Here is a 14,358-nt window from a genome sequence, read left to right on the forward strand (position 1 = left end):
TTACCAGGTCATTGATCTTACTGGCGGGATCCGGCTTATCCACAGCCTGGCGCGATCCTAATAAGAGATCACAATAGAACAGATCTCTAAATAAAAAGATCTTCTTTTTAATACCCAGGATCCCGGGACTTTCTCCATCGGCTAAAGTTGAGTAGAATCCACCGCCCGGGCTTCAATCCATTTTCATACCGCGTTATGCGAGGCAATTACCATGTTTTATCCGGATCCTTTTGACGTCATTATCATTGGCGGGGGTCATGCAGGCACTGAGGCCGCGATGGCCGCAGCGCGTATGGGTCAACAAACCCTGCTTTTGACACACAATATCGACACGCTGGGGCAGATGAGCTGCAACCCGGCGATTGGCGGTATTGGAAAGGGACACCTGGTAAAAGAAGTGGATGCGCTCGGGGGGTTGATGGCAAAAGCGATCGACCAGGCGGGTATTCAGTTTAGGATACTAAACGCCAGCAAAGGGCCCGCGGTTCGCGCCACGCGCGCCCAGGCGGATCGCGTGCTGTATCGCCAGGCGGTGCGAACGGCGCTGGAGAACCAACCGAACCTGATGATCTTCCAGCAAGCGGTTGAAGATCTGATTGTCGAAAACGATCGTGTGGTTGGCGCAGTAACCCAAATGGGGCTTAAATTCCGTGCGAAAGCGGTCGTTCTCACCGTCGGAACGTTCCTTGACGGCAAAATACATATTGGTCTGGATAACTACAGCGGTGGCCGTGCGGGCGATCCGCCGTCTATCCCCCTTTCCCGCCGCCTGCGGGAACTGCCGCTGCGCGTGAGCCGTCTCAAAACCGGCACACCGCCACGTATTGATGCGCGCACCATTGATTTCAGCGTGCTGGCGCAGCAGCATGGCGACAACCCGATGCCAGTCTTCTCGTTTATGGGCAATGCGGCGCAACATCCGCAGCAGGTGCCGTGCTACATCACCCACACCAACGAGAAAACCCATGATGTGATCCGTAATAACCTCGATCGTAGCCCAATGTACGCTGGCGTGATCGAAGGGATCGGCCCGCGTTACTGCCCGTCGATCGAAGACAAGGTTATGCGCTTCGCCGATCGTAACCAGCATCAGATCTTCCTCGAACCTGAAGGACTGACCTCCAACGAGATTTACCCGAACGGCATCTCCACCAGCCTGCCGTTCGACGTGCAGATGCAAATTGTTCGCTCAATGCAGGGCATGGAAAATGCCAAAATCGTCCGTCCGGGTTACGCCATTGAATATGACTTCTTCGATCCGCGTGACCTGAAGCCGACGCTGGAAAGTAAATTCATCCAGGGGCTGTTTTTTGCGGGCCAAATCAACGGTACCACCGGCTACGAAGAAGCGGCTGCGCAAGGTTTGCTTGCAGGTCTTAACGCGGCTCGTCTGTCTGCTGACAAAGAGGGCTGGGCGCCTGCGCGTTCACAGGCCTACCTCGGCGTGCTGGTGGACGATCTGTGTACGCTGGGTACCAAAGAGCCGTACCGCATGTTTACTTCTCGTGCGGAATACCGCCTGATGCTGCGTGAAGACAACGCCGACCTGCGCCTGACCGAAATGGGCCGTGAGCTGGGGCTGGTGGATGATGAACGCTGGGCGCGTTTTAACGAGAAGCTGGAAAATATTGAGCGTGAACGCCAGCGCCTGAAATCCACCTGGGTAACGCCGACAGCGGAAACCGCGGACGAAGTCAACGCTCACCTGACCGCGCCGCTCTCCCGTGAAGCCAGTGGTGAAGACCTGCTGCGCCGCCCGGAAATGACCTACCAACAGCTTACCGCGCTGACGCCGTTTGCGCCTGCGCTTGACGATGTTCAGGCCGCTGAGCAGGTTGAAATTCAGGTGAAATATGAAGGGTATATCGCCCGTCAGCAGGATGAGATCGAAAAACAACTGCGCAACGAGAACACGCTGCTGCCTGCGACGCTGGATTACCGTCAGGTCTCCGGGCTGTCGAACGAAGTGATCGCCAAGCTTAACGATCACAAACCGGTCTCTATCGGTCAGGCTTCGCGCATTTCTGGCGTGACGCCGGCGGCGATCTCCATCCTGTTGGTATGGCTGAAAAAACAGGGAATGCTGCGCCGCAGCGCATAACGTTTTGAAAAACGCCCGGTGGTGCTACGCTTACCGGGCCTACAAGCCCGTAGGGCGGGTTAGCCAGGTGCCACCCGCCACGTAAGCATCTCAACAGGTAATCACCGTGCTCAATAAACTCTCTCGCCTGCTGGCTGACGCTGGCATTTCGCTTACCGATCACCAGAAAAATCAGCTGATTGCGTATGTCGACATGCTGCATAAATGGAACAAAGCCTACAACCTGACCTCTGTGCGCGATCCTAACGAGATGCTGGTCCGTCATATTCTCGACAGCATTGTGGTTGCGCCGCATTTGCAGGGCGAGCGTTTTATCGATGTGGGGACAGGCCCTGGGCTGCCGGGTATTCCGTTGTCCATCGTCCGTCCTGAATCGCATTTCACCCTGCTCGACAGCCTGGGGAAGCGGGTTCGTTTCCTGCGCCAGGTACAGCATGAGCTTGCGCTCAAAAATATCACCCCGGTCCAGAGCCGCGTTGAAGATTTCCCCGCTGAACCGCCGTTTGACGGGGTGATCAGTCGCGCGTTCGCCTCACTCAATGACATGGTGAGCTGGTGTCGCCATTTGCCTGGCGAGAATGGCCGTTTCTATGCGTTGAAGGGGCTCTTGCCAGAGGATGAAATCGCCGCGTTGCCAGCGCCGTTCCAGGTTGATTCCATTGTCAAACTGGCGGTGCCGCAGCTGGAAGGCGAGCGTCATCTGGTGGTGATTAAGCCAAATAAAATTTAATTTTTATCAAAAAAATTAAAGAAAAATGGCCCTGTTGCGTGTTAACAGGCGGCGTCATTTGGAGCGCGAAAACGGAGTATGCTTAACGCCATCTTCACTGACTGTTAGCACTTGGGTAACGTGGCTTTTTTTGGTAAAGACAAAATTAGTCAACATGGAAAATATCAGCCTGCTAAAAATCGAGGCTACCAATTAAAATGGCATGTTAAGTTTTTATTAAAAATGTCAATGGTAGGTTTTCGAGGTGTAAGCTGCCGTTTTTAAAACAGTGAGTAAATTTAGGCTTAAATATCAGAAAGTTGAAATGGCATCATTTGCCAAGTAAATATATGGCGTCGGGGCGAATATGCTCAATATGTGATCTGAAGCACGCTTTATCGCCAGTGTTTACGCGGCATTTGCAGTTTTGCTTGAACGTTCACAGTTTGGCAAAAAGTAATAAATGTGGCCTGTCGAAAAATATTTAAACATTTATTCACCTTTTAGCTACTTATTGTTTGAAATCACGAGGGCGCACCGTATAATTTGTCCGCTTTTTGATGCTTGACTCTAAGCCTTAAAGAACGTTTTATACGACACGCGGCATACCTCGTAGGGAGCAGGAGTTAAAAACGTGATGTCTGTGTCGCTCTTGAGTCGAAACGTTGCTCGTAAGCTTCTGTTCATTCAGTTTCTGGCGGTAGTGGCAAGTGGATTGCTGTTCAGCCTCAAAGACCCCTTCTGGGGCACTTCCGCATTTTGCGGAGGTATGGCAGTCTTTCTGCCTAACGTGTTGTTTATGATATTTGCCTGGCGTCACCAGGCGCATACACCTGCTAAGGGCCGAGTGGCCTGGACGTTCGCCTTCGGTGAAGCCTTCAAGGTGTTAGCGATGTTGATATTGCTGGTGGTGGCGCTGGCGGTTTTGAAGGCGGTTTTTTTGCCGCTGATCGTTACGTGGGTTTTGGTGCTGGTGGTTCAGATACTGGCGCCGGCTGTAATTAACAACAAAGGGTAAAAGGCATCATGGCTTCAGAAAATATGACGCCGCAGGATTACATAGGACACCACCTGAACAACCTTCAGCTGGACCTGCGTACATTCTCGCTGGTGGATCCGCATAACCCCCCAGCCACCTTCTGGACGCTCAATATTGACTCCATGTTTTTCTCGGTGGTGCTGGGTCTGTTGTTCCTGCTTATGTTCCGTAGCGTGGCCAAGAAGGCAACCAGCGGCGTACCAGGCAAGTTTCAGACCGCGATTGAGCTGGTGATCGGCTTTGTGCATGGTAGCGTGAAAGACATGTACCATGGCAAAAGCAAGCTGATTGCGCCGCTGGCCCTGACGATCTTCGTCTGGGTATTCCTGATGAACCTGATGGACTTACTGCCTATCGACCTGCTGCCGTACATCGCGGAGCACTGGCTCGGTCTGCCGGCACTGCGTGTGGTCCCGTCTGCTGACGTGAACATCACCCTGTCTATGGCGCTCGGCGTATTTATCCTCATTCTGTTCTACAGCATCAAAATGAAAGGCATCGGCGGCTTCACGAAAGAGTTGACGCTGCAGCCGTTCAATCACTGGGCGTTCATCCCTGTCAACTTAATCCTTGAAGGGGTAAGTCTGCTGTCCAAACCGGTTTCTCTCGGTCTGCGACTGTTCGGCAACATGTATGCCGGTGAGCTGATTTTCATTCTGATTGCTGGTCTGTTGCCGTGGTGGTCACAGTGGATCCTGAATGTGCCGTGGGCCATTTTCCACATCCTGATTATTACGCTGCAAGCCTTCATCTTCATGGTTCTGACGATCGTCTATCTGTCGATGGCGTCTGAAGAGCATTAATTTACCAACACTACTACGTTTTAACTGAAACAAACTGGAGACTGTCATGGAAAACCTGAATATGGATCTGCTGTACATGGCTGCCGCTGTGATGATGGGTCTGGCGGCAATCGGTGCTGCGATCGGTATCGGCATCCTCGGGGGTAAATTCCTGGAAGGCGCAGCGCGTCAACCTGATCTGATTCCTCTGCTGCGTACTCAGTTCTTTATCGTTATGGGTCTGGTGGATGCTATCCCGATGATCGCTGTAGGTCTGGGTCTGTACGTGATGTTCGCTGTCGCGTAGTAAGCGTTGCTTGAATTAAGAGCAATATCAGAACGTTAACTAGATAGAGGCATTGTGCTGTGAATCTTAACGCAACAATCCTCGGCCAGGCCATCGCGTTTGTCCTGTTCGTTCTGTTCTGCATGAAGTACGTATGGCCGCCGTTAATGGCTGCCATCGAGAAGCGTCAAAAAGAAATTGCTGACGGCCTTGCTTCTGCAGAACGAGCACATAAGGATCTTGACCTTGCAAAGGCCAGCGCGACCGACCAGCTGAAAAAAGCGAAGGCGGAAGCTCAGGTAATCATCGAGCAGGCGAACAAACGCCGCGCTCAGATCCTGGACGAAGCCAAAACGGAAGCAGAGCAGGAACGTACTAAAATCGTGGCCCAGGCGCAGGCGGAAATTGAAGCCGAGCGTAAACGTGCCCGTGAAGAGCTGCGTAAGCAAGTTGCTATCCTGGCTGTTGCTGGCGCCGAGAAGATCATCGAACGTTCCGTGGATGAAGCTGCTAACAGCGACATCGTGGATAAACTTGTCGCTGAACTGTAAGGAGGGAGGGGCTGATGTCTGAATTTGTTACGGTAGCTCGCCCCTACGCCAAAGCAGCTTTTGACTTTGCCGTCGAACACCAAAGTGTAGAGCGCTGGCAGGACATGCTGGCGTTTGCCGCCGAGGTAACGAAAAACGAACAAATGGCTGAGCTTCTCTCTGGCGCGCTGGCGCCGGAAACGCTCGCTGAGTCGTTTATCGCAGTATGCGGTGAGCAACTGGACGAAAACGGTCAGAACCTGATTCGGGTCATGGCTGAGAATAACCGTCTGAACGCGCTCCCGGATGTTCTTGAGCAGTTCATTCACCTGCGCGCCGCGAGTGAGTCTATCTCTGAGGTAGAAGTCACGTCCGCGACCGCACTGAGTGAAGAACAGCTTGCGAAGATTAGCGCTGCGATGGAAAAACGTCTGTCACGCAAAGTTAAGCTGAATTGCAAAATCGATAAGTCTGTAATGGCAGGCGTAATCATCCGCTCGGGTGATATGGTCATAGATGGCAGCGTACGCGGCCGTCTTGAGCGCCTTGCAGACGTCTTGCAGTCTTAAGGGGACTGGAGCATGCAACTGAATTCCACCGAAATCAGCGAACTGATCAAGCAGCGCATTGCTCAGTTCAATGTTGTGAGTGAAGCTCACAACGAAGGTACTATTGTTTCTGTAAGTGACGGTGTTATCCGTATTCACGGCCTGGCCGATTGTATGCAGGGTGAAATGATCTCCCTGCCGGGTAACCGTTACGCTATCGCATTAAACCTGGAGCGCGACTCCGTGGGTGCGGTGGTGATGGGTCCGTACGCTGACCTCGCCGAAGGCATGAAGGTGAAATGTACGGGTCGTATCCTGGAAGTTCCGGTAGGCCGTGGCCTGCTGGGCCGTGTGGTTAACACCCTGGGTGCGCCAATCGACGGTAAAGGTCCGGTTGAGCACGACGGCTTCTCTGCAGTTGAAGCTATCGCGCCGGGCGTAATCGAACGTCAGTCCGTCGATCAGCCGGTACAGACCGGTTATAAATCCGTTGACGCCATGATCCCAATCGGTCGTGGTCAGCGTGAATTGATCATCGGCGACCGTCAGACCGGTAAAACCGCGCTGGCAATCGACGCCATCATCAACCAGCGTGATTCCGGCATCAAGTGTGTTTACGTCGCTATCGGCCAGAAAGCCTCCACCATCTCTAACGTGGTGCGCAAACTGGAAGAACACGGCGCGCTGTCCAACACCATCGTGGTGGTCGCGACCGCGTCTGAATCTGCCGCACTGCAATACCTGGCGCCGTATGCCGGTTGCGCAATGGGCGAATACTTCCGCGACCGCGGCGAAGATGCGCTGATCATCTATGATGACCTGTCCAAACAGGCTGTTGCTTATCGTCAGATCTCCCTGCTGCTCCGTCGTCCGCCTGGACGTGAAGCATTCCCGGGCGACGTATTCTACCTCCACTCCCGTCTGCTGGAACGTGCTGCGCGTGTTAACGCCGAATACGTTGAAGCCTTCACCAAAGGTGAAGTGAAAGGGAAAACCGGTTCTCTGACCGCACTGCCGATTATCGAAACGCAGGCAGGTGACGTTTCCGCGTTCGTTCCGACCAACGTAATCTCCATTACCGATGGTCAGATCTTCCTGGAAACCAACCTGTTTAACGCCGGTATTCGTCCTGCGGTTAACCCCGGTATCTCCGTATCCCGTGTAGGTGGCGCAGCGCAGACCAAGATCATGAAGAAACTGTCCGGTGGTATTCGTACCGCGCTGGCGCAGTACCGTGAACTGGCAGCATTCTCCCAGTTCGCCTCTGACCTTGACGATGCAACCCGTAAACAGCTTGACCACGGTCAGAAAGTGACCGAACTGCTGAAACAGAAACAGTATGCGCCGATGTCCGTTGCGCAGCAGTCTCTGGTTCTGTTCGCGGCAGAACGTGGTTATCTGGCGGATGTAGAACTGGCGAAAATCGGTAGCTTCGAAGCCGCTCTGCTGGCTTACGTCGACCGTGATCACGCTCCGTTGATGCAAGAGATCAACCAGTCCGGTGGCTATAACGACGAAATCGAAGGCAAGCTGAAAGGCATCCTCGATTCCTTCAAAGCAACCCAATCCTGGTAACGTCTGGCGGCCTGCCTTAAGGCGGGCCGCAAGGCATTGAGGAGAAGCTCATGGCCGGCGCAAAAGAGATACGTAGTAAGATCGCAAGCGTCCAGAACACGCAAAAGATCACTAAAGCGATGGAAATGGTCGCCGCTTCCAAAATGCGTAAATCGCAGGATCGCATGGCGGCCAGCCGTCCTTATGCAGATACCATGCGCAAAGTGATTGGTCACCTTGCGAACGGTAATCTGGAATATAAGCACCCCTATCTGGAAGAACGCGACGTTAAGCGCGTGGGCTACCTGGTGGTGTCGACCGACCGTGGTCTGTGCGGCGGCTTGAACATTAACCTGTTCAAAAAACTGCTGGCGGATATGAAAGCATGGTCCGATAAAGGCGTTCAGTGCGACCTCGCAATGATCGGCTCAAAAGGCGTGTCTTTCTTTAACTCCGTTGGCGGCAACGTTGTCGCCCAGGTAACGGGCATGGGGGATAACCCTTCCCTGTCCGAACTGATCGGCCCGGTTAAAGTGATGTTGCAGGCCTACGACGAAGGCCGTCTGGACAAGCTGTACATTGTCAGCAACAAATTTATTAACACCATGTCTCAGGTTCCAACCATCACTCAGATGCTGCCGTTACCGGCTTCAGAAGATGATGAACTGAAACGTAAAGCCTGGGATTACCTGTACGAACCAGACCCGAAAGCGCTGCTGGATACCCTCCTGCGTCGTTATGTGGAATCTCAGGTTTATCAGGGCGTGGTAGAAAACCTGGCCAGCGAGCAGGCCGCCCGTATGGTGGCGATGAAAGCCGCGACCGACAATGGCGGCAGCCTGATTAAAGAGCTGCAGTTGGTATACAACAAAGCTCGTCAGGCCAGCATTACTCAGGAACTCACCGAGATCGTCTCGGGGGCCGCCGCGGTTTAACCAGGTTATTTCGTAGAGGATTCAAGATGGCTACTGGAAAAATTGTCCAGGTAATCGGCGCCGTAGTTGACGTCGAGTTCCCTCAGGATGCCGTACCGCGCGTGTACGACGCCCTTGAGGTACAGAATGGTAATGAGCGTCTGGTGCTGGAAGTTCAGCAGCAGCTCGGTGGCGGTATTGTACGTACCATCGCCATGGGTTCTTCCGACGGTCTGCGTCGTGGTCTGGAAGTAAAAGACCTTGAGCACCCGATCGAAGTCCCGGTAGGTAAAGCAACGCTGGGTCGTATCATGAACGTACTGGGCGAACCAGTAGACATGAAAGGCGATATCGGTGAAGAAGAGCGTTGGGCTATCCACCGTGCCGCGCCGTCCTATGAAGAGTTGTCTAACTCTCAGGAACTGCTGGAAACCGGCATCAAAGTTATCGACCTGATGTGTCCGTTCGCGAAGGGCGGTAAAGTCGGTCTGTTCGGTGGTGCGGGCGTAGGTAAAACCGTAAACATGATGGAGCTGATCCGTAACATCGCGATCGAGCACTCCGGTTACTCTGTGTTTGCGGGCGTGGGTGAACGTACTCGTGAGGGTAACGACTTCTACCACGAAATGACCGACTCCAACGTTATCGACAAAGTATCCCTGGTGTACGGCCAGATGAACGAGCCGCCGGGAAACCGTCTGCGCGTCGCACTGACCGGTCTGACCATGGCTGAGAAGTTCCGTGACGAAGGTCGTGACGTTCTGCTGTTCGTCGATAACATCTATCGTTACACCCTGGCCGGTACGGAAGTATCCGCACTGCTGGGTCGTATGCCTTCAGCGGTAGGTTATCAGCCGACTCTGGCGGAAGAGATGGGTGTTCTGCAGGAACGTATCACCTCAACCAAAACCGGTTCTATCACCTCCGTTCAGGCGGTATACGTACCGGCGGATGACTTGACTGACCCGTCACCAGCCACCACCTTTGCGCACTTAGATGCAACCGTGGTACTGAGCCGTCAGATCGCGTCTCTGGGTATCTACCCGGCCGTTGACCCGCTGGACTCCACCAGCCGTCAGCTGGACCCGCTGGTGGTTGGTCAGGAGCACTACGACACCGCGCGCGGCGTCCAGTCTATCCTGCAACGTTACCAGGAACTGAAAGACATCATCGCCATCCTGGGTATGGATGAACTGTCTGAAGAAGATAAACTGGTGGTAGCTCGCGCACGTAAGATCCAGCGCTTCCTGTCCCAGCCGTTCTTCGTGGCGGAAGTATTCACCGGTTCTCCGGGTAAATACGTTTCTCTGAAAGACACCATCCGTGGCTTTAAAGGCATCATGGAAGGCGAATACGATCACCTGCCGGAGCAGGCGTTCTACATGGTCGGTTCCATCGACGAAGCCGTGGAAAAAGCCAAAAAACTTTAACGCCTTAATCGGAGGGTGATATGGCAATGACTTACCACCTGGACGTCGTCAGCGCAGAGCAACAAATGTTCTCTGGTCTGGTCGAGAAAATCCAGGTAACGGGTAGTGAAGGTGAACTGGGTATTTACCCGGGTCACGCCCCGCTGCTCACCGCCATTAAGCCTGGTATGATTCGCATCGTTAAACAGCACGGTCATGAAGAGTTTATCTATCTGTCCGGCGGCATTCTTGAAGTGCAACCGGGTAGCGTGACCGTTCTGGCTGATACCGCGATTCGCGGCCAGGATCTCGACGAAGCGCGAGCTCTGGAAGCGAAGCGTAAGGCTGAGGAGCACATTAAGAGCTCTCATGGTGACGTGGATTACGCTCAGGCGTCTGCGGAACTGGCCAAAGCGATCGCTAAACTGCGCGTTATCGAGTTGACCAAAAAAGCGATGTAACACCGGCTTGAAAGCATAAAAACCAGTCTCTTTGCAGGCTGGTTTTTTTTTGCCTGGGAAACAGGCGTCAGGCGCGATCTTTCTTTATGTCTCAAAAAAATAGCAAAAACATCGTGCTAACGCTTTAATCAAGGTTCGACGCGACTTTTCGCAAGACAAAAACCGCGTCAATGGTCGAAAATGTCGCTCTCGCCGTCGGAGAAAGTCCGATAATGAGCGTTTTATCTTCTTCCCATTTCACGCTGAAAAAAATGTAGTATTTTCAAAGTGAAACGGTATAAATTCGTTCTCAAATTACAGTCAGGACGCGTATGTTGAACAAAGCTATGAGCGTAGTGATCCTTGCCGCAGGCAAAGGCACACGTATGTATTCCGATCTTCCTAAAGTGCTGCATACCCTTGCCGGTAAAGCGATGGTCCAGCATGTCATTGATGCGGCGAATGAATTAGGCGCTTCTCACGTTCACCTGGTCTATGGACACGGTGGCGATCTGCTTAAAAAGACGCTGAAAAATGACAATCTTAACTGGGTACTCCAGGCTGAACAGCTGGGAACCGGCCATGCGATGCAACAGGCCGCGCCCTTCTTTAGTGATGACGAAGACATTTTAATGCTCTACGGCGACGTGCCGCTGATCTCCGTTGAAACGCTGACCCGACTGCGCGACGCCAAACCGCAGGGCGGCATTGGCCTGCTCACGGTTAAACTGGATGACCCAAGCGGTTACGGGCGCATTACGCGTGAGAACGGTCAGGTTACCGGCATTGTTGAACATAAAGACGCCACCGATGAACAGCGACAGATCCAGGAAATCAATACCGGTATCCTGATTGCTAACGGCGCGGATATGAAGCGCTGGCTGGCGAAACTGAACAATAACAATGCGCAAGGTGAGTACTACATCACCGATATTATTGCGATGGCGTACCAGGAAGGGCGTGAAATCGCCGCCGTGCACCCGGCTCGCATCAGTGAAACCGACGGTGTGAACAACCGTCTGCAGCTTTCCCGACTTGAGCGTATTTACCAGTCCGAGCAGGCGGAAAAGCTGCTGCTGGCAGGCGTGATGTTACGTGACCCGGCGCGTTTCGATCTGCGCGGCGTCCTTAATCACGGGCGCGATGTTGAAATTGATACTAACGTTATCATCGAAGGGAATGTGACGTTAGGTCATCGCGTGAAGATTGGCGCGGGCTGTGTGATTAAAAACAGCGTTATTGGCGATGATTGCGAAATCAGTCCCTACAGCGTGGTGGAAGATGCGCATCTGGAAGCGGCCTGCACCATTGGCCCGTTCGCACGTCTGCGTCCAGGAGCGGAGCTGCTGGAAGGCGCGCATGTGGGCAACTTTGTTGAAATGAAAAAAGCGCGTCTGGGCAAAGGCTCTAAAGCGGGTCATTTGACCTATCTGGGCGATGCGGAAATTGGCGACAATGTGAATATCGGCGCGGGGACGATTACCTGCAACTACGATGGCGCGAACAAATTTAAAACTATCATTGGCGACGATGTTTTTGTCGGTTCTGACACGCAACTGGTGGCGCCGGTGAGCGTAGGCAAAGGAGCGACCATCGCCGCAGGGACGACCGTGACGCGTGATATCGCGGATAACGAGCTGGTGCTGAGCCGCGTGCCGCAGGTTCATAAGCAAGGCTGGCAGCGTCCGGTGAAGAAAAAGTGATTTTGTCGGCCAGATAAGCGTTAGCGATATCCGGCAGACACGGGATGAGGCGATAAAAATATATCGCCCGCCAACATGCAGTACCCATAAAAATAACCCCACTCTCTACAAGGCTCGGGGCGCCCGGAAAGACGGGTTTTATCTTAAGGATTTCGCATTGTGGCAAAGCGGCAAGCGAATGAGTCAATGGGAGCTTATCTGAGTAAGTGACCATGGCGAAAGCGTGCGGCCAGCACAGCCACGGCGTGAAAGACGAAGGATAAATACAGGTCGAAAGACAACGAGAGGCATAATGCCTGGATTCGGAATCAAAAAAATATGTGTGGAATTGTTGGCGCAATCGCGCAGCGTGATGTAGCTGAAATCCTTCTCGAAGGTTTACGTCGTCTGGAATACCGTGGTTATGATTCTGCGGGTCTGGCGGTAGTGGATGCGGAAGGTCATATGACCCGTCTGCGTCGTCTGGGTAAAGTGCAAATGCTGGCGCAGGCTGCGGAAGAACACCCGCTGCATGGCGGTACCGGCATCGCTCACACCCGCTGGGCAACGCACGGCGAACCTTCAGAAGCAAACGCGCATCCGCATGTTTCTGAACACATTGTGGTGGTGCATAACGGCATCATTGAAAACCATGAACCGCTGCGCGAAACGCTGAAAGCGCGCGGCTACACCTTCGTTTCTGAAACCGACACCGAAGTGATTGCTCACTTAGTGCACTGGGAGCTGGAACAGGGCGGTACGCTGCGGGAAGCGGTCCTGCGGGCGATCCCGCAACTGCGCGGCGCATACGGCACAGTAATCATGGATACCCGCCAGCCGGATACGCTGCTGGCGGCACGCTCGGGTAGCCCGCTGGTGATCGGACTGGGAATGGGCGAAAACTTCATCGCCTCTGATCAGCTGGCGCTGCTGCCCGTGACTCGCCGCTTTATCTTCCTTGAAGAAGGCGATATCGCGGAAGTGACGCGTCGTAGCGTCGCTATTTTTGATAAAACCGGTGCGGATGTGCAGCGCCAGGATATCGAATCCAGTCTGCAATATGACGCGGGTGATAAAGGTATCTACCGCCATTACATGCAGAAAGAGATCTACGAACAGCCGAATGCGATCAAGAACACCCTTACCGGACGTATCAGTCACGGTGAAGTGGATCTGAGCGAGCTGGGACCGAAAGCCAACGAACTGCTGGCGCAGGTTGAGCACATTCAGATCATCGCCTGCGGCACGTCTTACAACTCCGGAATGGTTTCTCGTTACTGGTTTGAATCGCTGGCAGGCATTCCTTGCGATGTCGAAATTGCCTCAGAGTTCCGCTATCGCAAATCCGCCGTACGTCGCAACAGCCTGATGATCACCCTGTCGCAGTCGGGCGAAACGGCGGACACGCTGGCTGGCCTGCGCCTGTCGAAAGAGCTGGGCTATCTGGGCTCGCTCGCTATCTGTAACGTGCCGGGGTCATCGCTGGTACGTGAATCGGATCTGGCGATGATGACCAATGCCGGTACTGAAATTGGCGTGGCGTCGACCAAAGCGTTTACCACGCAGTTAACCGTTCTGCTGATGCTGGTGGCGAAACTGGCGCGTCTGAAGGGACTGGATGCCGCTATTGAGCATGACATCGTGCACGGCCTGCAGGCGCTGCCGAGCCGTATTGAGCAGATGTTGTCGCAGGACAAACGCATTGAAGCGCTGGCAGAAGACTTCTCTGACAAGCATCACGCATTATTCCTGGGGCGCGGCGATCAGTATCCGATTGCGCTGGAAGGCGCGCTGAAGCTGAAAGAGATCTCTTATATCCATGCGGAAGCGTACGCGGCAGGCGAATTGAAGCACGGTCCGCTGGCGCTGATTGACGCGGACATGCCGGTTATTGTGGTGGCTCCGAACAACGAACTGCTGGAAAAACTGAAATCCAACATCGAAGAAGTCCGGGCGCGTGGCGGCCAATTGTATGTTTTCGCCGATCAGGATGCGGGCTTTGTCAGCAGCGACAACATGCACATTATCGAGATGCCGCATGTCGAAGAGGTGATCGCCCCTATCTTCTACACCGTTCCGCTGCAACTGCTGGCATATCACGTGGCGCTGATTAAAGGCACCGACGTGGACCAGCCGCGTAACCTGGCAAAATCGGTTACCGTAGAGTAAAACCAGAAGGCCCCGCGAAAGCGGGGCTTTTTTTCTTCATTGTTCTGTTTTTCATCAATTCTCCTGCCGTTTAACTGTGACAAATCGTCATCTTCAGCTATTTTTTTCAGTGTCACAGAAAGAAAATTTTTCTGAAAACAGACTGTCATGTTAATGGCTAACTTACTGAAATATATTGGTTAAATTAACTGGCTT

13 protein-coding genes are annotated in these 14,358 nt (G+C 53.5%); all 13 read left to right on the forward strand.

The annotated features are described in order from the left end of the window. Positions 1–211 precede the first annotated feature (211 nt). The 13 genes from mnmG to glmS all read left to right on the forward strand — a co-directional run bounded on the left by mnmG (position 212) and on the right by glmS (position 14,163). The gene (mnmG, locus tag APU02_RS09805; protein ID WP_060569953.1) at positions 212–2,101 is read left to right on the forward strand and encodes a tRNA uridine-5-carboxymethylaminomethyl(34) synthesis enzyme MnmG; all 1,890 of its coding nucleotides are present in this window, start codon (positions 212–214) and stop codon (positions 2,099–2,101) included. A 106-nt stretch (positions 2,102–2,207) separates the two neighbouring features. Further along, positions 2,208–2,831 carry a 16S rRNA (guanine(527)-N(7))-methyltransferase RsmG gene (gene rsmG, locus APU02_RS09810; RefSeq protein WP_042287339.1) on the forward strand — a complete coding sequence of 208 codons (624 nt, stop codon included), beginning with the start codon at positions 2,208–2,210 and terminating at the stop codon, positions 2,829–2,831. A gap of 616 nt (positions 2,832–3,447) precedes the next feature. Next, positions 3,448–3,828, forward strand: coding sequence for a F0F1 ATP synthase subunit I (gene atpI, locus APU02_RS09815; protein WP_042287337.1), 381 nt, complete (start codon positions 3,448–3,450; stop codon positions 3,826–3,828). An 8-nt stretch (positions 3,829–3,836) separates the two neighbouring features. Further along, positions 3,837–4,652 (forward strand): F0F1 ATP synthase subunit A, encoded by an 816-nt coding sequence (gene atpB, locus APU02_RS09820; RefSeq protein WP_042287334.1) that lies wholly within the window; start codon positions 3,837–3,839, stop codon positions 4,650–4,652. 46 nt (positions 4,653–4,698) lie between these two features. After that, positions 4,699–4,938: a F0F1 ATP synthase subunit C gene (gene atpE / locus APU02_RS09825; protein WP_000429386.1), complete on the forward strand. Its 240-nt coding sequence runs from the start codon at positions 4,699–4,701 to the stop codon at positions 4,936–4,938. A 59-nt stretch (positions 4,939–4,997) separates the two neighbouring features. Next, positions 4,998–5,468, forward strand: a complete 471-nt coding sequence (atpF, locus tag APU02_RS09830) for a F0F1 ATP synthase subunit B (RefSeq protein WP_003023796.1) — start codon at positions 4,998–5,000, stop codon at positions 5,466–5,468. Positions 5,469–5,482: 14 nt separating this feature from the next. Then, positions 5,483–6,016 carry a F0F1 ATP synthase subunit delta gene (gene atpH / locus APU02_RS09835; protein WP_060569954.1) on the forward strand — a complete coding sequence of 178 codons (534 nt, stop codon included), beginning with the start codon at positions 5,483–5,485 and terminating at the stop codon, positions 6,014–6,016. A gap of 12 nt (positions 6,017–6,028) precedes the next feature. Further along, positions 6,029–7,570 (forward strand): F0F1 ATP synthase subunit alpha, encoded by a 1,542-nt coding sequence (atpA, locus tag APU02_RS09840; protein ID WP_042287327.1) that lies wholly within the window; start codon positions 6,029–6,031, stop codon positions 7,568–7,570. A gap of 50 nt (positions 7,571–7,620) precedes the next feature. Beyond that, a complete protein-coding gene (gene atpG / locus APU02_RS09845; RefSeq protein ID WP_042287324.1) occupies positions 7,621–8,484 on the forward strand; it encodes a F0F1 ATP synthase subunit gamma in 864 nt (287 codons plus the stop codon). Positions 8,485–8,510: 26 nt separating this feature from the next. Then, entirely contained in the window at positions 8,511–9,893 is a 1,383-nt protein-coding gene (atpD, locus tag APU02_RS09850) for a F0F1 ATP synthase subunit beta (protein WP_042287321.1), read from the forward strand. Between the two features lie 20 nt (positions 9,894–9,913). After that, positions 9,914–10,333 carry a F0F1 ATP synthase subunit epsilon gene (locus APU02_RS09855; protein ID WP_001251971.1) on the forward strand — a complete coding sequence of 140 codons (420 nt, stop codon included), beginning with the start codon at positions 9,914–9,916 and terminating at the stop codon, positions 10,331–10,333. A 311-nt stretch (positions 10,334–10,644) separates the two neighbouring features. After that, positions 10,645–12,015: a bifunctional UDP-N-acetylglucosamine diphosphorylase/glucosamine-1-phosphate N-acetyltransferase GlmU gene (gene glmU / locus APU02_RS09860; protein WP_060569955.1), complete on the forward strand. Its 1,371-nt coding sequence runs from the start codon at positions 10,645–10,647 to the stop codon at positions 12,013–12,015. A gap of 318 nt (positions 12,016–12,333) precedes the next feature. Next, positions 12,334–14,163: a glutamine--fructose-6-phosphate transaminase (isomerizing) gene (glmS, locus tag APU02_RS09865; protein ID WP_042287315.1), complete on the forward strand. Its 1,830-nt coding sequence runs from the start codon at positions 12,334–12,336 to the stop codon at positions 14,161–14,163. Positions 14,164–14,358 lie beyond the last annotated feature (195 nt).

The sequence above is a fragment of the Citrobacter sp. 50677481 genome (genome assembly GCF_001463265.1).
GTDB classification, from domain to species: Bacteria; Pseudomonadota; Gammaproteobacteria; order Enterobacterales; family Enterobacteriaceae; genus Citrobacter_A; species Citrobacter_A sedlakii.